Genomic DNA, 20881 nt, shown 5'->3' with positions numbered 1-20881 from the left:
ATGCCTGATATCAAAGCTCCCCCGAGGCTGGGTGCGTCAGTAGTGACGAGCGGCGTGCGGAGGTGCCAGGGCGGTGAAACCTGCGCCGTTGAAGTCATGCAGGCGCGAGGAAGACTCAATAGGCATGACATTACCGGATCGGAAGTCGCTTTTTGCCAGCCTATAGAGGCACCCGCCGCGTGCAAACACCAGATCGCCGCCATCCCAGTCTGCCCAATCCGTTTCCGGAAGGTCGACAAGCAATGTTCCGTCCCGGTCAAACACGCGGTAGTCCAGTCCGTACCACGCCTTTTGACTGCGACCGATCGAATGAAGAACCATCTGAAGGCTCCGGCCGTTTGCACCCGGTTTTTGCAGGACACGCGGCTTGTTGAAGCTGTAAAAGGTCGAGGCCTTCAGGCCATTGGTTTGCCCCTCACCGGCGTCGATCACACGCCAACCGTCACGCGCAAGTATGTAGCCGCTGATGGGCTCGTCCTCTCCACGTCCCGACAATATACCGCACGGGTCCACTTGCATGCCTCGCTTCAATCGAAAACCTGGAGCGAACGAGACGCGGTTATCGTCAAACGGATGGTTGAGAAGCAGTTTGTTCTCGTCCTCGAAAACACCGCCTCCTCCCCACGCGTCTCCTTTTGGCCAAAGCGTCAGTGCGGTGAAGAATGGCGGCTTCGATATGGCCGTCCAGCTCGCGTAGGGCGGGCGATTTGTGGCCGCGAAGTAGACCAGAAGTTCTCCGGACGGAGAAAGATCGCAGCGTCTCTCGTAGACCCGTCCCTTCAACCATTGACCATGTTCAAAAGTGTCGGTGCGCAAGTCCCAGCGAATGAGCTGCACCAGCCGGCTCGGGCCGCGCCGAAATATCACACCTTTTCTCGCTGACCGGGCCAGGATCGCATACAGCCTCGGTGCAAGTGCCTTCCGAGAAGGATCTACAGTCTGCTTGCCTTTCTCTACAGCCACCTGAGCAACTTTCTTCCGGCACTATCTGATGCCGTCATGTAGGACGTCACATGACCGTTTATCCCTGTGTCCGCATCGAGCTTGCGAAATTCCATCTCTCACCTCTCCGAAATACCGCGCAACACCATTATCAGATACTGGACGAAAAAATCGACATTGCGTAGTTTTAAACAACAACTGCATCCATTGAAGCGATTTGACACTTCGTCTCCCACGTTTTGATTCACACCCGGATACGTCGCCGTTTCAACCGATCGCACAGGAGAAACGCTTGCTGATACTTGAGATCGTCATTTTTTCTGCGGCTCTTATCGCGGTTGGCCTTCTGGCTGTGCAACAGATTATCGCGCAGGTTCGGGAGTATAATTTCTACAAGAAGAATGGTGGTGATTTTTCTGTCGACAGCAACATGGATCACGTCAAACTTGACAGATCCATGCACTACAACGACCTCCGCCTCACGAACTGGCAGCGATTTTATCTCTTCCGCCCAGCCTGCATCGCGATGCTCGTCTTTGTTTGGGCTATGATGGTAGTCTCTTTGCTTTAACTGAAACGCCAGGCTTAGGTTGCCCTTGGCATTGCTCGTCGACCAGACTGGTTTCGGCAAGCCCCCTGCAGCACCTCACCGGTGCCAAGACAATGCGATTTTGTTCGGCAAGCGGTCGGAGGCAATGGCGATCTTAGTCATTCGGTTTAGGCCGAGGTTTAAATTTGACGTGCCTGCGTATAGCGCTGCGATTGCGTGTGGCCATGCGGGCTGTTCAAAGCCACCTCGACGTTAAGCGGATACAAATGCCTCTTCTGGCTGCGCAAATCCGCAAGATGCGCTTAAACGCTGAACTCGAGGTCCAAATCGTTGACCTTCGCGATCGCATTCGTTCCGCTCTTCGTGTAGACGACCTAGGTGCCGGCCAGCGAATACATTCCCAGACCCTTCCCGCACACCCGTGATCAGTCCTCAGTGGGGTCGTCCGCCATTACCCGATCGTATAGTTCGATGCTACGCCGCGAAGATGTGTGACCGTCGCTTGCGACAAAACACCACTGCCCAGATAATCAGCAAAGCTGAATGAGAATATGTCACTTCGTTCTATCGCCTTGACCAGATTGGTATCACCAAAGACAACGAGGTATTCGTGATCCTCCGGCGCCCAGATCCAGAGATCATGAGCTGAAAAATGGATCAGAAGGCCATAAGGCGAATTTTCAAACAGTGCATCAAGCACCAACCCGACCGGTTGCGGTGCAAAATGGCGCGGAGGCTGACCGAACTCGTAAGCAGCGAAATCAATCTCGTTACTACCGATACGCGCGGCGACGAGAGCGATTTCCTCCTCGCTTGGAAATTCGGGGTAAATCCTCGCCGCGAAATTTCTGTTTCGAATGGCCTGATGATCCAGCGTGCAGTCTTTTCCAATGAAGTCCATAATTAAACCCCAGGTCCGTCATTATAGCGTATCTCGGTCTGACGACCGTTTGGCCTACGTATTTGCAAGGTCGGACGACCGTCAGAGCTTCCCGGACGGACGGTAACCTTGCTGCCGTCTTCCAGTTCCCCCGTGCGGCCCGGCCCGTATTGTGTTTCGATACCTTTCTCCTTGCCCGGTTTCAAGGAATCGAAGTCGCGTTCAGCTTCCGCCATACCGCCATCCTTTTCGCCGTGTTTTGTCTTACCCTTTGTCTGTTGACTGACGCCCGCTTCATCCTCCAGTTCCTCTTGCCGCTTCTTCTGTTCTTCCGCCTTTGCCGAATCGCAGTTCCCAGTGCAGCTTCCCGCCTCGCCATCGGCGGGTTCAGAATGGCTCTCATTGTACATTTTGTAGAGTTCGTAACCTTCATAGGCCAGCATGGCGAGGCCGATTGCTGCACCAACTGGCCCAAGAAAACCGAGCGCGGCGCGGGCACCGAGCCTCGTTGCCACGCCTGCAGCCGCACGGCCAAGCAGAACCTCCCCGCCAGCAGCAGCCACGGCAGTCATGCACCCCCCCGTTCTTTCGCCGCATTCGCCATCAGCCGCATCATTTCATCCAGCCGAGCGTCAGGATTGCGGCCTCTGAGGTTCTGGCGAATATCAGGTGCTTCGATGAAGCGCCCGTTGCTTGCGCTCATAAGGTAGGTCCACTGAAAGAATCCGCGCTCGGTTTTCAATCCGTAAATTCGTGCCTGTGTTTCATATCGTTCCATGAATATGAGCGCTTCGCGCTCGTCCATGCCTTGTAGCAAGTGCGGCGCGGACCTTTGAAAGGCCGTCACTCGGCGGCGACGCGCGGCGAGCATTCGCGATGCACTGATGACCTCGATATTCTCAGGAGTCAGGCGCAACATGCCGCCCTGCGCGACGACATCAACCGGTCGATGAGCGCGCTTGATGTTCCCACCCCATGCCTCGGCCGGAGCGAAGTAGATTTCTTCGGCCGGGCCCATAAGGCGCACCACCTGTTCCGGCGAAAGCGCCGGCAACACCTGCATCATGACATTCGGGTCGGCATGGCGGAAAACAACAATTCCGCTACGACCCCGCGCCTCTTCAAGATCAAGGGCGAACGATGCCCCTTCTTGCGCATCGCCGGCCGACAAGGAGATATCACCGGCTTCTCCAGACACCGAACCGCTCAATCCCGCGAGCGCGTCTCGCTCAAGCGGCAGAACGATACGGTTAATACCACGAAGATGCCTGTAGATTGTTTCCTCAGAAAGGCCGCGATCACCGACCCAGAATACCACAGCCGGCCTGTCTGCGATAAGCTTGAGCAGGGCCTCTATTCTGCTCTTTACCCGCCCAGGCAAATCGATCTCGTCGGCTGGCATCAAGCCGCCGCCACTTTCATCACCATTGGCGACTGCTTTCGCCATGTCATTCGACAGTTTCGCTGCCAGCGCCTGCAGTTCCTCGTCGCTTGGCTCCGCCGTCTCGACCAAGCTATCCGGCACACTTGAGGCCGGCGGCGAAAGACTAAGTGAAACGAGCCACGGCCCGCCGAGCACAATTGCCGAATTGGAACCCGCCGACCGATAGAGCGGCCTGTGGCACAAACCAGCCGCCGAAAGATCAGCTGTTAGGTTACCGAAGAGAGCTCCGTCCAGCACCGCATAGATTCGCCTGTCGCAACTGTCCGCAATACGGGAAAGGCGTTTCAGATAAACCTGACCGACCGCTGGCACCTCCGCTCCGCCGTTAAGCTGGCTCTGCATCTTATCCTCGAACCGTTGGAACGGACCGCGCGGCCATGCTTGCCTGGCACGAGGTTGCATCACTGCCGCCCTTTGGCTCACGGTCGCCGATGTAGACGTCGGTCGAACCGGTTTGCGCATTGCCGCCACAGTCAATCGCATCGCCTACTCGACCGGCCCGCTTGCCGTTGATGAAGACGGTGGATGCTCCAGCCGCCAGAGCCCGCGGATGTGAGGGCTTCGGGCAGGACGGGCAGCCATGCGGCAAATAGGCATCCCCGACGCGCATCAGCGGCCGACCATTCACATAGACATTATTACTACCCCCGGTCGCCGGTGTGGGTGGAAAATGGCAGGAATGGGATGAACCTATATCGGCACGGCGATGAGCTTTGGGCATCGGCTATATCCCCTTTTCAGCGCGCCTGAAGCATGGCGCGTGTCAGTAACCCAAGCCGTGCTCCCTGCGGCGGGACAAACGATCCAGGGAGCCATTCGGGCTTCGAGGCCAAGGCAAGAGCAACGGCAAAATCGTCATCCTCGGTGCGCAGAAGCGCACTCAGATCTACAGGAACAATAGCGGGATTGAGCATAAGCGCAGCAAAATCGCTGCCGATTTCAGGGTCGATCTTCCAATGCAAACTTTTGCCGCGTCCTGCGACCTCGGAAAAGGTCACATCCCCCTGACACCAGGACAGAGCGGAGCAGCCCAGCGGTGTCCAGCCTTGGCCATCGCACAGCATTCTCCATCTGTCGGCCGAGAATTGTGATAGATTTGTCAACAGCTCATGTTGGGTTCTTATCGCTTTCAGCGCGATGTCACGGCTTGAGCCACCCGCATTGAGCATGCGTACATAGGTATTTTTCCACTGGCGCTCGGTGGAATGGAGCTCTAGCCAAATTCCCGCCGGCGTAGATCCGTCGTCAAATTTCACTGGCTTTGATAACATCCGGCCTCACCTCCCCTCATAGAATATATGTTGCTTGTCCATAGGCACCCAAGGCATGAACGGGTTACTGTCAGGGGAACGCGCACCCGAATAGAATTTCTCGGTCATTTCTACCGACCTCTGCAGTGCATAGCCGGAATCAGGGAAACCGTATTTAGCGGGATTGACCTGCATGTCCCTAGTGATCGAGTTGATGATACGGTCCTGTTCCGCGATACGATCAAGCTGCTTTTGATAGGTATATTCTTCCGACTTCCATTCACGGAAATATGGATGAACGTTGTAGGCTTGGAATGGGTATTCCTCGCGTTTTGACCGGGACAACTCGTTCCAGAGCGAGTACCATTTTTTAACTCGCCAAAAGCCAATCATGGAACCCAGGGACGCGCCAACCAGGGTGGCTTCGGTCTTGACATTGAGGGCCGTCGCCCCTTTGAAAAGATTGCGGGCGTCGGCAAGATAATATGTCCCGACCCCTATTGCCGCATCAACAGAAGCCCCTGAGACCCACCCCATGGTGTAATCCAGATCGTTGATACAAAACGGTTTGAGAGCGCTCATTCCGTTCTGTTGCGCAGCAAGAAAACGGTAAATTTTTTCAGCGGAATCATACTGGTCTCCCGCTGTCGGGATGTCCGATATGTCCTTTGCGGTTTTCATATCCTCTATCGTCTTGAGTTGTTCGGAAGCCCCGCCGCCCTGACCGATCCTCATCGACTGCCCGCCGCCGCGTTCAACGCGCTTGGCGGCATTGGACATGCCGTAACCTGCTGACAGGCCGGCCCCGTAGAACGAGGCGACACAGGCGCACAAGTTCTCCCGGCCGAACAACAGAAAGGTGTGCGCACCAAGAATCAGAGATGCGCCACTGTCATAACCAATCAGCCATGACTGGGATTTGGTATGTGCCAATCCAGCCCAGGAGTCGGGAGTTTTCAGGTCGTTGCCATAGGGAAATGCGCTGTCGCTCATTGCTCCGCCTGACCGTATTTGAATGGCACATAGGGTACGAATGGTTTCGACGGATCGAAGTTCTGCTGTCCCGGATAAAGAAGGCAATAGAGCTTCTGTTTGTAAACGACCGCCAGTGGATAACACGCGTCCTTCTTGGCCATGCCGCCCGCGCCACATTGCTGGAGCCCCTCGAGAACCTCCATCGCTCGGCACTTTTCGTCCCTACAGTCGTAGTCCCTGATGTCCTCATAACCTTTAGAATAGAAAATGCGCGTTTTCGTATAGCTGTCTAACGGCCCAAGAACGGCCGCAAGCCCTGCATAGGCTCGGTCAACATCCTGCTTCTCTCCGATGTTGAAGGTGGATGGCGTATCCGATGTGAAGGCGAATTTGGCCGGATCGGTTTCGCATTCAATTGCGAAGGAAAAAGAGCTGGAGGCCATAAGGATCACACATGCCGGGGCCAGGATTCTCGTCATATTGCTTCTCAATTCAAATCTATCCTTCCGCCATTGACGACAACACGCTGTTCGCCATTGATCTCGATCTCTGCGAAGTCGAGAAAGAGCTTCGTACCGCTCAGCGTGACAGTTCCATCCTCATGCATCAAAACATTGGCCTTTCCGCAAGTCAGGTGCAATTCGCCCCCGCTATGTACGGTCGCGCTGTTTTGCGCAGACAGCGACATCGTGTCGTTGCTCATGAGATTGACACGCGTTCCTGCGTTGACGCTGTAGGACATACCGACATTGGTAGCCATTCCGGCCCCCACGTTGACGGCTTTGAACACACCCACGCTCTCAGTATTGTTCTTCTCGACGATGACGGACATATTGCCCTCGCCAGGATTGAGAAGCCCTGGAAAACCGAGGTTCTTTGCAACGTCGCCAATCCCGCTCACAAGCGAATTCAGCACCGAATTCACGACCCTTCCTATCCCGCTCGGCCCAACTGTAACCATCATATTGCCACCAACAACCTCATGGTGGTTGTTGCGCACCTCTATCGACTTATTGTGGCCAACCGACTGGACCCAGTTATTATCAATCCGTTCGCTGTGATTGTTTCGGATTTTTTCGTTGCGGTCTTTCTGGGCGTGAATGTAAATTTCCTCGCGGCCATTCTCGTCTTCGAAAGTCAGTTCGTTGAAGCCCGAACCTTTGTGCGTGTTAGTCCGGAACGTGCTCTTGGTTTTGTTGGCAGGCAGCTCATAAGGCACTGTCTGACGCGCATTCGGCACCACGCCGGTGACCAGGGGCCGGTCCGGATCGCCATCCACAAATGCAACCATCACTTCCATGCCGATGCGCGGGATGATCTGGCCGCCCCAAGTGGAGCCCGCCCAGTTCTGCGCAACCCGCACCCAGCACGTATCCGTACCATCCTTCTTTGCCTTGCGATCCCAAGGGAACCACAGCTTGATGCGGCCATACTGATCCGGGTGGATTTCCTCACCCTCCGGGCCAGCGACGATCGCCACCTGGGTGCCTTCGATGCGCGGGCGTTTTGTTGACCGATGGGGCGTCAGCGGCACGCGGGCCGGAATTGCCTCGAAGTGATTGCGATATTCCGGTTCGTTGCTGTTTGTCTCATAGGAGAGATCAACGATGCTGTGGCTTGCCCTGATGATCACATGCTCTTCATAGGCATGTTCGGGATGGGCGACCTCGTAAGGCGTAAAGCGACGGCCGGGTTCGAGAATGCGTGAGGTGGACGATCCGAATACCCGGTCGTGATCGGCCTCGATCGCCTGGGTGCGCAGTTTCTGCGCCCGTTCCGCTTCTTCCACCGTCTTGATGCGGGCCGGATATTCGTAGAGCTCGCGCTTCGTCGCGTCCGGCATTTGCACCAGAGACGGCGTCATCGTGCCAGGCACCATTCCCGGCGTCTCGAAATTCCAGTCCGCGCCCGCCCGCTGGCCGGAGACATAGGAGAACCGCCGTGCCCAGTCATTGATGTGGTTGCGGTCCGACGAGCCCTGCGCCAGCCGCACCGTTCCCTCCCCCTGGGCAGCCGGAGACGGCCCGAGCCAGCCGCTGGCGCTATCGGCAACATGCAGCTTATGGGAACCGTCCTCGTGGCTGAACCAGTAGAACAGGCCATCCTCTTCGAAACGGCGGGTGAGATAATCCAGATCGGTCTCGTTAAACTGTACGCTGTAGTGCTGTGCAGGCGGCGGCGAAATGATGCCTGACGTATCGGGTGCAGGAATGCCGTGTTCTGAAAACAGCGCCTCGACTATATCCACTGCCGTCTTGTCCATCCAGATACGGCAGTCGGAACGCCGTGACAGCAACCACATCTGCGGCCGGATAGTCATGGCGTAAGAGCGCAAACCACGCGTGATTGGTGGGCCTTCGTGCAGCTCCGTTACCAGGCCGTTAAAGGGACGGCGGACGCCGCCGCCCTCACCCTCGCCCTGGCTGATTTCGACCGAAACATCGACCAGCCGCCCGATCAGTTCCTCGGGCTTTACCGCTTCCTTTTTGGCACGCACCGTCAGGTGAATGTCAAAGAGCTGCGACACGCCTTCCTCGACTGTCAAACGCTCCGGCAGAAGCTGATCCTCGCCAAGGGGCGACTTGACCTTGAGGACGCGGCTTGCCTGAACGAAATCAGAAAGTGACGACTGGTCGTCCATGGAACACTCCTAATCAGGACCCGCGGCTGGACTGAAGTGGCCAGAACCAGATCGTTTCCGAATTGTAGTAGCAGGCCGACGCGCATTGGGTGGCCTCTGAGCCACCCCGCACAAGATCGATATGGCCGCCTCCGGTGTAACCAGGGATATTGTTGAACGCCACAACACCGTTACGGGCACCGATGCCATTACGCGCTGTCGCGGGGGTAAACGGTTCGGGCTCGCCTAGATAGCTCGTCCGTTTCACCAGATTTGCGAGGCGGCGCATGTTCACCTCAATGCCCTTGCCCGCATATGGACCTTTCTGGATGCGATGCGAGGCTGGCACGATGTTGATCCCCGATTTCACGAAAGCGATGCTGACGCGGATGGCACAGGTATTGTGGTAGTTCGGGTTACCGATAAAATCATCCCAGCCGATTTCCGTGAAAAGATCACGCTGGCTGACATAGTTCGGGTGCGACGGGTCGCTGCTCGGATAATTCTTATAGAGAGTGTCGAAGTTAACGCGCATGGTTCGTCCCACTAGTTACTTTTCTGCTCACAGGGAAAGGAGACCTTGAGCGCCTCCCGCACGAGAGTGGCTGCCTGTTCATCCAGTTTTTCCGCAGGAAGATCGCCGAGATAGGTGTAGATCCGGTCGGTGAGTTCATGGGGCGCCACGGCGCCTGCACCACACCAGTCCGATCCGCTCGTCAGATCGGCAACGCCGGCGATATAGGCGCTTGATTTTGCAACGGAAACCAGCCGCCGCATTTCCGGATCGGACACCTCAGGGGCAAGCTTACCCTCGATGGCCTGCTTGAGTTCGGCACCAGAAAATATCCATGTCCGTTCCGCTGCACTGACCGGCGAAAGACCGGACGATGCCAGAACAAAGGGCACGGAAACAAAAAACGCATATAGGGAGCGCATCAAAAAACCGCCTCGACCAAAGTCGACGTGAAACATCACGACGTGAGCTGCAAAACTGCAATGAAACGTTCCGGTGCCAGCAACGCCGGCACCGGGTCACGTCACGATCAGGCAGCCTTCGTCGTTGCCAGATCGTAGGAGGCGATCATCGGAGACTGCGGCGAGTTGTTGTCGTCGAACGGCGTGTACTTCACTTCCATCTTCGTGAAGTTGAGCTTGACGGTTTCCACCGGACGGTCACCGCTGGAATCCACCGAGTAGCTGGCGATAAGCGTGTTTGTCAGCAGATACTCGATATAGGTGTTGCCGGGATTACCCGTGGTCACCAGATGAATGGTTGCGAGCTTGCCGGTCCGGCCGGCGCAGGCTTCCTGGAAAAGCTTGGTGGAAGAAGAATCGCTAACCTTGGTCAGAATGACTTCCGAAATGGTCGGTTCGGATGCCTCGCGGTTTGCAGCAGAACCAGCAGAGGTGTTCATGTTGCGGGCCACGTTCCAGTGAATGGCTTCAATATCCATCCACTTGCGATGTTCTTCATGGGTGGCGTCGCCCTGGATACCGTCAATCTGCAGATAAATTGGCATGCTGTAAGCTCCTGTAGCTAAAATGACCTCTTGCTCCGAGGCCGAGTTACCCTTCGTTTAATGCCGCATGCGTCGGGTAGCCCCATCCGACGCGGCAACTTTATCCACCCCAACCTCTTCGGTTACGGCGAATTCATCTGCTTCCCCAGCCTCTTCGGCACGAATGCCGAACCCGTTTTCACCAAAATCGACAACAATGTTCCCGACACGCTCTCCCGCGATTACCTTTTCGAGGAAAAAGCTGGAAAGAGGCGACAGGAGGTCCTTGCCGATCATGATTTCAATGGCGCGTGCGCCAATCTCACTTGAACCGGCGCGCGCCACCAGGGCATCTCGCGCCACATTGGACAGGGTCAGGCCGGTGCCATATGTTGCGAGCACACGTTCCCTGATCTTGCCAATCTGCATATCCACGATCCTTGCAAGCGCCTCCGTACCAAGCGGCATGAAGGGAAGAATGATCGTGCGCCCGAGGAACGCGGGCTTGAACTGTTTGGTAAGCTCCGGCATCAGAAGCGCTTCCAGCGCTTCGCCTTCCGGCATCGTGTCGGGATCGGCCGACAGCGCGGAGAGCAACTCAGAGCCTGTATTGGCCGTCATGAAGATAGTGGTGTTCTTGAAATCCACGTCGCGGCCTTCGCCATCACGCAACACGCCCTTGTCAAACACCTGATAGAAAATGTCCTGGACGCCGGGGTGAGCCTTGTCGATCTCATCCAAGAGCAGAACGCCGAACGGCCGACGGCGCACCGCTTCCGTCAACACGCCGCCTTCGCCGAAACCGACATAGCCGGGCGGCGAACCGAGAAGCAGCGAAACCTTATGCTCTTCCTTGAACTCCGACATGTTGATCGTCGTCAGATGGCTGTTGCCGCCGTAGAGCATATCGGCGAGCGACAGCGCGGTTTCGGTCTTTCCTGTTCCGGACATGCCAACAAGGAAAAACACGGCCGGCGGGCGGCGCGGATCGGATAATCCGGCCCGCGCAGTGCGCATGGCATCGGCAATCCGTGCGATTGCAGCATCCTGCCCCACCACCCGCTGCCGCATACGCGCATCGAGTGTCCGGGCACTTTCGATCTGGTCCGCCAGAAGTTTGCCAAGTGGAATTCCGGTCCATCGCGAAACGACGGCGGCGATCGCCTCACGATCAACGACCGTCGGGACAAGTCTCTCGGCATTTGCCGGTTTTGCCTCAACCGCAGGCCGCAGGGGAGAGACATTGGAAACATCGCCTTCAACCGGCTGCTCTTCGCTTAGCTCAGCCATCTCCGCGTCGTAACGGCTGCGCAGATCATCGATCCCACTCTCAAGCTTTTCGACTTCGCCCCGTATCGACTGGATACGGCTGTCAATCTCGCCATCCTGCGGTTCACGCAGAAGCCAGTTCAACTCATCGGTGAGAAGGCGCCGCTCGCTTTCCATAGCGCGCAGCCGCTCCGGCTCGGTCTGCCGTGCCAGTGAGACGGCAGCCGCGGCCGTATCGAGAAGGCTGACGGCCTTGTCCGGCAACTGCCGCGCGGGCATGTAGCGTGCGGATAATTGCACCGCGGCCACGACCGCCTCGTCACGAACGACAACGTTGTGATGGCTGACGAAGCTGTCAGCGACACCGCGCAACATACGTATGGCGGTCGTCTCATCCGGCTCGCGCACATGTACAGGCTGGAAACGACGGGTCAGCGCCGCATCCTTTTCGAAATACTTCTTGTATTCGCTCCAGGTCGTCGCCGCGACGGTGCGCACTTCACCCCGCGCCAGAGCGGGCTTGAGAATATTGGCCGCATCGCCCTGCCCGGCCGCACCACCCGCACCAACGAGACCGTGGGCCTCATCGATAAACAGGATGACCGGTTCGGTAGAACGTTTGACCGCATCGATTACGCCATGAAGGCGGCGCTCAAACTCACCCTTAACGCCGGCACCGGCCTGAAGTAGCGAAATATCGAGGTTCAGCAGGCGGACATTGCGCAACTTTTCCGGAACGTTGCCAGACGCGATTTCCAGCGCCAGCGCCTCGGCAACCGCCGTTTTGCCAACCCCCGCCTCACCTACCAGGATGGGATTGTTCTGTCGGCGGCGCGTTAGAATATCAACGAGCTGGCGTAACTCATCATCGCGGCCGATAACAGGATCAACCTTGCCATTGCGGGCATCTGCGGTCATGTCCTGGGTGTAAAGGCGCAAGAAATCATTCTGGCCTGCAGACTGTCCTGTCCCTGCCTGCCCTGAGCCTGCCAGCGCGGAAGGAACATCCACGCCTGCGCCATTTTCAGTCGAGTTGCGAAGACGCTCAAGCGCGGTGCGATCCATCGCCTTGAGAGAAGGAAATGCCGAGCGGACGAAAGAGCGAAGTGAGGTTTCCTCATCCATCGCCAACAGAAGATCGCAAAGCGTAACACGGTCGCGGCCAGCCTCCAGCGATGCGAGAATCCATGCCTCCCGGGCTGCCGTGAGGATGTTCTGGGAGAGCGACAATGCCTCTCCGTCGCCGATGATGGACTCCTCCAGACTGCGGCTGATTTCAGCCTGCAATACCGGAAGTGGAATTTTTAATTCCTCGAATGTTTTCGCATAGATGCCGGAGTCCACAACCGCAAGCAGCCAATGCGGGATATCCACGTATCTGTGCCCCATGCGCACCGCAACAGAAGCCGCAGCTTCAAGGGTAACACGCAGGTCTGGCTCAAGCGCTCCAACAAGGCGGTTGAGATCGATATGCGACATGCAATGAGCCTCCTGCCCGGGTTCATTCCACAACGTGACGTGGAGTAAATATGATGATGAAACCAACTTGTCCACCCCGAAGTTGATTTTTTGTCAGATGAGATTATCCACTAGACGCCACAATTTAGACACATTTAGAATAAGTCTGTCTTATGAATAGCCTTACGTAAGGGAAGTAACTACAAAAAATCCATTACTATTTCTCGGAGATAGACTGCCGTTGAACGCGCCGAACGTTAAAACAGATGTAGAATTTCTGAATGACTGCGGAGAAAATATCCGGGTCAACGCAAGAACGCGTGAAATATACTATAGAATTAAGGATGAAAGAAACCAAGCTCGTACAGAAGAGCGCGCCGCTTCTCCGCAGGATAACCTGAAAATATCCAGTAGCTGGGATAATGTCAGCAATCTTGGATTGCAGATTATATATTCCGAAAGCAAGGATGTTGAAATATTGGCGTGGCTTGCGGAAGCATCGCTGCGCCTGCGCGGCTTTCATGGTCTGCGCGAAATCTACGACCTCGGCAAAGAGCTGTTTTACAACCACTGGGACTCGCTGCGGTCAATCAGCGACGATAATGACGAAGAAAAATTTGCACCTTTAGCGGGATTGAACGGTGTCGGCAGCGAAGGAACGCTTGTTCAGCCTTTGCGCCTCGCCTCATTGATCCCAGGCGGCAAATTTGGCGAACACAGCCTATGGGACTTTCAACTCGCGCAGCGCCCAAATGAGAGCAAACGTCGCGAAGAGCTATATCGGCTTGCGTCTGAAACTGGCGTTGCCGCCATGTCATCCCAGTTGGCAGAGGTGACTGCGTGCCTCTCCGCGTTTGATGCCATCATGGCCATCCTTGCCGAGCGCTGCGGGCAATCCGCACCACCGAGTTCCCATATCCGCAACACGCTGGTCGAAGCAGCGTCTGCAATTCGCTCGCTCGGCGGGCGTGACCAGGAGCCGGCATCCGTCGAACAGGAACCTGTGGGCATCAGCGGTTCAGACGAGAGCGGGCCGGCGGCCGCGCGGCCCGCCGTGACCGCACCGGAAGGCATATTATCGCGCGACGAAGCATTTGAAACTCTTCTCTCGGTTGCGCGTTACTTCCGCCGTACCGAGCCGCATTCACCGATCTCCCTTGCCATAGAGACACTGGTGCGCAGGGGACGCATGGATTTTTCGGAACTGCTGGCCGAGCTTTTGCCGGAAGCCCAGGTTCGAAACGCAGTCTTAACCGCCGCCGGCATCAAGCCAAGCGGAGAGAGCAACGGAAAATAGAAAGCGCGGAGCGCGACGCCGCTCCGTAACAGTCGTCTGTGCCAAGGGGCACCAAGGAGGTTGAAATGGCAAGTGTACATGAGAAGCTGGAGCGTGTTCGCAAACCACGCGTTCACATCAAATACGAAGTCGAAACCGAAGGCGCGATGGTAGTCAAGGAACTGCCTTTCGTGGTCGGTGTGCTCGGTGATTTCTCCGGCAATCCCACCCAGCCGCTCAAGCCGTTCGGGGAGCGTAAATTCGTTCAGATCGACCGCGACAATTTCGACGAAGTCATGCGGCGCATGACGCCCGGCCTCAATATTTCCGTTGCCAATACGCTGCAAAAGGATGGCACGGACATGCAGGTCAACCTGAAGTTCGAAAGTATGGATGATTTCGAACCCGGCGCTGTCGTGCAGCAGGTTCCGGCGCTCAAGGCGCTTTTGGATGCCCGCAACGAACTGCGCGACCTTCTTTCCAAGGCCGACCGTTCGGAAGATCTGGAGCGGATGCTGGAGGATATTCTGCAAAACAAGACCGACCTCGCAACGCTGGTTTCCGAACTCAAGGAAAAGAACGGCGCGAACGAATAATCGCCTGTGTGGAGGAAAATCTCCTCGAACGGCCCCGCTTGGGGCTTCTAACTGTTCAAGCGGCATTTTCAAAGCCGCATGTGGAAGGACTGAAACATGAGCGCTGAGAGCCTGCTGAAAAATGAAGCACAGGCAACGACCGCCGAAGATCAGGGACTGCTGTCCAAGGTGGTTGCCGCTACCCGTCAAACCGAACCGGACCGCGCGCAGAACCTCCTGCGTACGCTGACCGATCAAGCACTGAAGGGGACGGTAAAATATGATCGCAACCTCACCGTCACCCTTAACCACGCGATCGCGGAGCTGGACCGCACGATTTCCGAACAGCTCGCCGCTATCATGCAGGCGCCCGAATTCGCCAAGCTTGAGGGCACCTGGCGCGGGTTGAACTATCTCGTCAAGAACTCCGAAACGAGCGTCAACCTCAAGATCCGCGTCATGAATGCCGGCAAGCGTGAACTGGCCCGCGATCTCGAAAAAGCCGTCGAATTCGATCAGTCCCGCCTCTTCAAGGCGATCTATGAAGACGAATTCGGCACCCCCGGCGGCGAACCGCTCGGCGCCATTATCGGCGATTACGAATTCGACAATTCCTTCGATGACGTCCAGCTGCTGCAAGGCGTCTCATCGATCGCGGCGGCAGCCTTCGCGCCATTCATCTCTGCTGCCAGCCCGCACATGTTCGGTTTCGAGGACTATCGCGATCTCGCCCGTCCGCGCGATCTGGAAAAGATTTTCGACACGGTCGAATATGCCAAGTGGCGCAGCTTCCGCGAAAGTGACGATTCCCGTTTCGTCACGCTCGCTCTTCCGCGTGTGCTGGCGCGTATGCCCTACGGCCCGAAAACCAACCCGATCGATGACTTCGCCTATGACGAAACCAAGGGTGCGGTGAATGGTGACCTTGAGCATGACGAATATTGCTGGATGAACGCTGCATACGTCATGGGCACCAAGCTGACCGATGCCTTCGCAAAAAGCGGCTGGTGTACGGCTATCCGAGGGGCTGAAAACGGCGGCAAGGTGGAAAACCTGCCCATGCATGTCTTCTCCAGCGATGACGGCGACCTGGATCTGAAATGCCCGACCGAAGTCGGCATTACCGACCGCCGCGACGCCGAACTCGGCAAACTCGGCTTTCTGCCGCTGTGCCACTATAAGAACACGGACTATGCGGTGTTCTTCGGCGCCCAGACCGCGCACAAGCCGAAGCTCTACGACAAGCCGGAAGCAACGGCCAACGCCGCCGTTTCGGCACGTCTGCCCTACATCATGGCCACGTCGCGTTTCGCGCATTATCTCAAGGTCATGGGGCGCGACAAGATCGGCTCCTTCATGGAAGCGTCCGATTGCGAAGTCTGGCTCAATCGCTGGATCGCCAACTACGTCAACGCCAATGACGAGGCGGGTGAGGAAAGCCGCGCCAAATATCCGCTGCGCGATGCCAAGGTGACCGTGCAGGAAGTGCCCGGCAAACCCGGCGCCTACAATGCGGTCGCATGGATGCGGCCCTGGTTGCAGATGGAAGAACTGACTACCTCGCTGCGCATGGTCGCCCGTATTCCGTCGAAGAACTGAGCCTGGTGCGGGGTGCTCAGCCACCCCGGCCCCGTTCATCATCCGGAGCACACTCATGGCGCATCAGTCCTTCACGGACGCCCGTATTTTCGCCGACCAGCTCATCGCCCTCATCGACGATGCGCTGACCGGCCAGGTGAACGCTATTCTCCACCATCCCGATTTTCAGGCGATGGAGGCGAGATGGCGCGGGCTTGCCATGGTCGTGCGCGAGGCGGGCCGCAGCACCGACGTGAAGGTGAAACTGCTGAACGCCAGCTGGCGCGACCTTGCCCGCAACACGGAACGCGCCACCGACTTCGACCAGAGCCATCTTTTCGAGGTCGTCTATAACCGCGAATTTGGCATGCCGGGCGGCGAACCGGTCGGCCTTCTGATCGGTGACTACGCCTTTTCCCCTGATGATCTTGATGGTGCCGATTCCATCACAACGCTGTCACAGATCGGCATGGTGGCTGCGGCCGCCTTCTGCCCTTTCGTAGCGGCGGCTTCGCCCTCCACCGTTGGGCTGCAGGACTTTTCGGAGCTCAGCCGGGTCCATGACTTTTCCTGGCTGAAACAGGAGAAATCGCGGCTGCGGTGGAATGCGCTTCGCGCACGCGACGATTCACGCTTCGTAGGCCTTGTCGCACCGCGCGTTTTGCTACGTTCTCCCTACAGGCCCTATGCGCGCGGGCGGGATGACGGATTTCCATTCCGCGAGCATGTGGCGGAAAGCGGCGAGACCCTGCTGTGGGGCAACGCCGCCTTTGCCTTCGCAACGGTTGTGGTGCGCAATTTCGTCGATTCCGGCTGGTTTGCGGATCTGCGCGGTGTGACACAGGACGCCGTGGATGGCGGCATGCTCTCTGCCCGACAATTGCCACCGCTTGATCTCGGCATCGAGAGTAACGGCCTGTCCGCCCAGCCGCCCGTGGAAGTGCAACTGACGACTGGGCAGGAACAGCAATTTTCCGATCTGGGCATCGTACCCGTCTCCACAACCTATCTTTCCGGCATGGCGATCTTCAACGCCAACCAATCCCTGCATGCACCCGGCCATTACTCCACCGAAGCGGCGAGGCAGAACGCCCGCCTCGCTGCCATGCTGCAATATGTGCTGTGTGCCTCCCGGTTCTCGCATTACCTCAAGGTCATCATGCGCGATGACATCGGCCAGCTCAGCGATGCCACGACCATCGAGCGTAAACTGGAAAGCTGGCTTTCCTCCTATACGCTCGGCAACGACGATGCGGAGGCGGCGTTGCGCACGCGCTATCCGCTGCGCTCTGCAGGGATCAATGTCTTCGAGGTTCCCGGCAAGCCCGGAACATTCTCATGTACCGTCCGCCTTCAGCCGCATTTCCAGCTCGATGACGTCTCCACGAGCTTCCACCTCATTGCCGAAACCATGATGCCGGCCACCGCCGCATCCCGGCCTTCGGCCGAGCCGCAAAGGATATCCGCATGACGCTGCGCGACGAAATTTCCCGCCTCCTGGACGACAACCAGCTGCAAGACGCAATCGGGCTCGCGCGGGACCATGTGAAAACCAAGCCGACCGACAAGGATGGCCGCCATTTCTACATCGATCTGCTGGTCCTCGCCGGCGACTATGAAAAGGCCGATGCGCAATGCAATCTGGCCGCAACATTCTCACCGCAGGACAGCGTCGGTTTTTCCCTCTTCCGCCACCAGCTGCGCGCCATGGCCGCACGCAATGCGTGGTTTGAAAGCGGCGCCGTACCGGATTTCCCCGGCGGCCCCTCCGAACTTGACCAATTGGCCATCCGGGCGAACATTGCCGCGCGGAGCGGCGATGTCGAGGGCGCGAAAGACGCGTTGAATGAACTCGACGAAAAACGCGGCAATGTGCCAATCGGCCACGACGGCAAGAGCGCCGGCGACATCCGCGATCTGGACGATCGGGTTCCGCATGCGCTGGAAGTCCTGACCAACGGCGGACGTTATCTCTGGATCGATTACGGACGCATCGAGAGCCTCAGCATCGACCCCATGAGCCGCCCGCGCGACCTCGCCTTTCGCGGCGCCGAACTGACGTTGCGCGACGGGGCAGTCGCATCCGTGCTGCTTCCTGCGATCTATCACGGTGCGGGCGACGATGTCGGCCTCCTTCTCGGTCGAGAAACGCACTGGAGTGAGGGTGAACCACTGATAACGGGTCTCGGCCAACGCTGCCTGCTGATTGGCGACGATGTTGTGCCGTTCCACGAAATCGGCGCGCTTTCCGCCCTGTCCGACGAAGAAAGGCAGATCGCCCGTGGTTGATCCGCTGGAGCAATATCGCGCACGGCAAAGGACGCTGTCGCGCTCGGTTCTGGACCGGCTGCTCGATGACGCGCCGGATGCGGAAACGGATATGCTCGTCAGCCTGAAGGATCAGGCCCGCGAGATGCGCGAGGTGATCCGCCGCGACCTCGAGGCATTGCTCAATACTCGCCGCAACCCGGCCGGCCCGCCGGCTGCGTTGAAGGAACTGTCCGATGCCCTCGTAAGCTACGGCGTGGACGGCATTCTTTCAGCCAATCTGGTGACGGATGCCTCCAAGGCGCGACTCGCTCGCAGCATCGAGCGGCGGATTTCCCTGTTCGAAACACGCCTTGCCGACGTGCATGTGACGATCCTGAAAAACCGCACGGATGGTGACCGGGCGCTTCGCATGCGCATACAGGCAAGCTTCCGCCTACAGGAAGGCATGCCGCCGATCAGCTTTGAATCCCGGATCGATCCTTCCACGCAGCAATTCCTGGTGGAGGCGACGAATGGCTGAAGGCTTCCTCGAAAAGTACAATGACGAGCTTTTTGCGCTGCGAAAGCGCGCATCTCGTTTCGCGGCGGCGTTTCCGAAGATCGCCGGCAGGCTGCGGATGACGGGCGACGTTGCCGACGATCCGCATGTCGAGCGTCTGATCCAGAGTTTCGCCTATTCCGCCGCCCGGGTGCGCCAGAAGCTGGATGACGAATTCCCCGAACTGTCGGACAGTCTGCTGGAGACGCTCTATCCGCATTATCTTGCCCCGATCCCTTCGATGAGCGTCGTGCAATTCGCTCCGAGCCCGGCGCTGGCAACCGTGCAGACGCTTCCCCGCCACAGCGAAATTCTCGCCGAACCGGTTGGCGGCGAAAGCTGCCGTTTCCGCACCACGCAGGACGTCGAGATCGTTCCACTGGAGATCGCAGCCGCCACGCTCACCGGTCAGCCGATCGACGCCCCTTTTTCGGCGTCCTTTGCCGGCACGGCCGCCTGTTTGAGGCTTTCGCTGCGCAGCACGGCCCCACGCGGCGGTACTTTCCCGGAAATGGGACTGACGAAACTCCAGATTTTCCTGTCCGCCGCGTGGCAGCAGGCGACAGCGCTTTACGAGCTTTTGACCAACCATTGCGTCGGCATGGCGCTTGCGCGTCACGCCGAGGACAAGGAAGCCGTTTTCCTGCCCGCCGGAAATCTTACGCCGTCCGGGTACTCTCGCGATCAAGCCATGCTGCCATATCCAGCCAACAGTTTTGATGGATACCGGCTTCTCACCGAATTCTTCGCGCTGCCGCAGAAATTTCTATTTCTCGACATTGACGGGCTGCAAAAATGGGGCGGCGGCGACTGCGAGCTATACATCTATCTGGATGCGGCCGACACGCGGCTTGAGCGCATGGTGTCGGTCAGAGATTTTGTGTTGAACGCCTCACCGGTGATCAACCTGTTCAAACAAAGCTGTGAACCGCTCAGTCTTGATGGTACGCGGACGGAATACAGGTTGCTGCCGGATGCACGGCGGCAGCGGACGCGCGAGATCCATGCCGTTGAAAACGTTCAACTGACCAGCCGTTCCGGACAGACCGAGAAGACGTCTCCGTTTTTTGGTCGCACACAGCGCAATAATGGCGCAAACGTTTACTGGCAGATACAGCGCCGGTTCGATGATGACGGCTCTTCCGATACGGACATCGCCTTCGTGGATCAGAAGCGCGGCCCGCTTGGGCCGCTCGACATGGTGGCAAGCATTGATACACTTTGCCTCAACCGCGAACTGCCAAGCCAGCTTCCCTTTGGCGGCGGGCACCCATTCCTGCAGCTTTCTACCGGCAACGAGGCGGTGAAATCCATCCATGCGCTTATGCCGCCGACGGAGGCGATCCGCGTCAACGAGCGTTCGGCACGCGAGTGGCGGCTGATCTCACATCTTCTCCTCAACCATCTCTCGCTCACCGACAACGGCGGCGCGCCGCTGAAGGACATTCTCTCGCTTTATTCCTTCAGGGACAGCCCGGAAACCCGACAGATCGTGGAGGCGATCAGCAATGTCGAGGCGCAGAATTCTCATGCCCGGATTGGCTCGGCAATGGTACCGGGAACAGATATCACGGTGGAGTTTGACCCGGCACTGATCGCGCGACCTGCCGCATTTGTTTTCGCCGGCGTCCTCAACCATTTCTTCGGGCTCTACACCTCGATCAACAGTTTCACGCGACTGACGGCGACGATGCGCGGCCACTCCAAACCGATTGCCCGCTGGCCAGCCCGCGCGGCCGACCGGCCGCTGCTTTAG

At 57.7% G+C, this 20881-nt stretch carries 21 protein-coding genes; 7 read left to right on the top strand and 14 right to left on the bottom strand.

Features of this window, described 5'->3' with window-relative positions:
- Positions 1-36: 36 nt before the first annotated feature.
- The 14 genes from ACQZ45_RS16030 to tssH all read right to left on the bottom strand — a co-directional run bounded on the left by ACQZ45_RS16030 (position 37) and on the right by tssH (position 12908).
- Positions 37-963, bottom strand: a complete 927-nt coding sequence (locus ACQZ45_RS16030; RefSeq protein WP_448742366.1) for a hypothetical protein — start codon at positions 961-963, stop codon at positions 37-39.
- A gap of 223 nt (positions 964-1186) precedes the next feature.
- Positions 1187-1573 carry a hypothetical protein gene (locus ACQZ45_RS16025; RefSeq protein ID WP_174051241.1) on the bottom strand — a complete coding sequence of 129 codons (387 nt, stop codon included), beginning with the start codon at positions 1571-1573 and terminating at the stop codon, positions 1187-1189.
- 370 nt (positions 1574-1943) lie between these two features.
- Positions 1944-2393 (bottom strand): hypothetical protein, encoded by a 450-nt coding sequence (locus ACQZ45_RS16020; RefSeq protein ID WP_013760977.1) that lies wholly within the window; start codon positions 2391-2393, stop codon positions 1944-1946.
- A 2-nt stretch (positions 2394-2395) separates the two neighbouring features.
- Positions 2396-2944 carry a hypothetical protein gene (locus ACQZ45_RS16015; protein WP_013760978.1) on the bottom strand — a complete coding sequence of 183 codons (549 nt, stop codon included), beginning with the start codon at positions 2942-2944 and terminating at the stop codon, positions 2396-2398.
- Positions 2941-4158 carry a hypothetical protein gene (locus tag ACQZ45_RS16010; protein WP_448742377.1) on the bottom strand — a complete coding sequence of 406 codons (1218 nt, stop codon included), beginning with the start codon at positions 4156-4158 and terminating at the stop codon, positions 2941-2943. Before ACQZ45_RS16010 ends, ACQZ45_RS16015 begins: the two co-directional genes overlap by 4 nt.
- A 1-nt stretch (position 4159) precedes the next feature.
- Positions 4160-4426, bottom strand: coding sequence for a PAAR domain-containing protein (locus ACQZ45_RS16005; protein WP_020700639.1), 267 nt, complete (start codon positions 4424-4426; stop codon positions 4160-4162).
- A gap of 127 nt (positions 4427-4553) precedes the next feature.
- Positions 4554-5087 (bottom strand): hypothetical protein, encoded by a 534-nt coding sequence (locus tag ACQZ45_RS16000; protein ID WP_013760981.1) that lies wholly within the window; start codon positions 5085-5087, stop codon positions 4554-4556.
- A 6-nt stretch (positions 5088-5093) separates the two neighbouring features.
- Positions 5094-6059, bottom strand: a complete 966-nt coding sequence (locus tag ACQZ45_RS15995) for a hypothetical protein (RefSeq protein ID WP_019566792.1) — start codon at positions 6057-6059, stop codon at positions 5094-5096.
- Complete coding sequence (locus ACQZ45_RS15990; protein WP_236770993.1) at positions 6056-6520, bottom strand: hypothetical protein; 465 nt, start codon at positions 6518-6520, stop codon at positions 6056-6058. Before ACQZ45_RS15990 ends, ACQZ45_RS15995 begins: the two co-directional genes overlap by 4 nt.
- Positions 6521-6528: 8 nt before the next feature.
- Positions 6529-8682, bottom strand: coding sequence for a type VI secretion system tip protein TssI/VgrG (gene tssI / locus ACQZ45_RS15985; protein WP_448742365.1), 2154 nt, complete (start codon positions 8680-8682; stop codon positions 6529-6531).
- Between the two features lie 13 nt (positions 8683-8695).
- Entirely contained in the window at positions 8696-9196 is a 501-nt protein-coding gene (locus ACQZ45_RS15980; RefSeq protein ID WP_013760985.1) for a type VI secretion system amidase effector protein Tae4, read from the bottom strand.
- Positions 9197-9207: 11 nt separating this feature from the next.
- On the bottom strand, positions 9208-9597 hold the full coding sequence (locus ACQZ45_RS15975; RefSeq protein ID WP_448742364.1) for a Rap1a/Tai family immunity protein: 390 nt from the start codon (positions 9595-9597) through the stop codon (positions 9208-9210).
- A gap of 107 nt (positions 9598-9704) precedes the next feature.
- The gene (locus ACQZ45_RS15970; protein ID WP_004431488.1) at positions 9705-10181 is read right to left on the bottom strand and encodes an Hcp family type VI secretion system effector; all 477 of its coding nucleotides are present in this window, start codon (positions 10179-10181) and stop codon (positions 9705-9707) included.
- A gap of 57 nt (positions 10182-10238) precedes the next feature.
- Positions 10239-12908 carry a type VI secretion system ATPase TssH gene (tssH, locus tag ACQZ45_RS15965; protein ID WP_448742363.1) on the bottom strand — a complete coding sequence of 890 codons (2670 nt, stop codon included), beginning with the start codon at positions 12906-12908 and terminating at the stop codon, positions 10239-10241.
- A 220-nt stretch (positions 12909-13128) separates the two neighbouring features.
- Between tssH and tssA the strand changes: the two genes are divergently transcribed.
- The 7 genes from tssA to tssF all read left to right on the top strand — a co-directional run bounded on the left by tssA (position 13129) and on the right by tssF (position 20881).
- On the top strand, positions 13129-14184 hold the full coding sequence (tssA, locus tag ACQZ45_RS15960) for a type VI secretion system protein TssA (RefSeq protein ID WP_111790019.1): 1056 nt from the start codon (positions 13129-13131) through the stop codon (positions 14182-14184).
- 65 nt (positions 14185-14249) lie between these two features.
- On the top strand, positions 14250-14759 hold the full coding sequence (gene tssB / locus ACQZ45_RS15955) for a type VI secretion system contractile sheath small subunit (RefSeq protein WP_013760989.1): 510 nt from the start codon (positions 14250-14252) through the stop codon (positions 14757-14759).
- Between the two features lie 96 nt (positions 14760-14855).
- Entirely contained in the window at positions 14856-16337 is a 1482-nt protein-coding gene (gene tssC, locus ACQZ45_RS15950) for a type VI secretion system contractile sheath large subunit (protein ID WP_004431481.1), read from the top strand.
- Between the two features lie 55 nt (positions 16338-16392).
- Positions 16393-17787, top strand: coding sequence for a type VI secretion system contractile sheath large subunit (gene tssC, locus ACQZ45_RS15945; protein WP_065661993.1), 1395 nt, complete (start codon positions 16393-16395; stop codon positions 17785-17787).
- The gene (locus tag ACQZ45_RS15940) at positions 17784-18605 is read left to right on the top strand and encodes a type VI secretion system accessory protein TagJ (RefSeq protein ID WP_448742362.1); all 822 of its coding nucleotides are present in this window, start codon (positions 17784-17786) and stop codon (positions 18603-18605) included. The genes tssC (ACQZ45_RS15945) and ACQZ45_RS15940 overlap by 4 nt, the downstream gene beginning before the upstream one ends.
- Positions 18598-19107 (top strand): type VI secretion system baseplate subunit TssE, encoded by a 510-nt coding sequence (gene tssE / locus ACQZ45_RS15935; RefSeq protein ID WP_013760992.1) that lies wholly within the window; start codon positions 18598-18600, stop codon positions 19105-19107. Before ACQZ45_RS15940 ends, tssE begins: the two co-directional genes overlap by 8 nt.
- Positions 19100-20881, top strand: a complete 1782-nt coding sequence (gene tssF, locus ACQZ45_RS15930; RefSeq protein ID WP_448742361.1) for a type VI secretion system baseplate subunit TssF — start codon at positions 19100-19102, stop codon at positions 20879-20881. The genes tssE and tssF overlap by 8 nt, the downstream gene beginning before the upstream one ends.

The sequence above is a fragment of the Agrobacterium sp. 16-2014-1-2a genome (assembly GCF_053522705.1).
The sequence above is the reverse complement of the archived record's forward strand: the minus strand, read 5'-3'. Positions and strand labels throughout refer to the sequence as shown.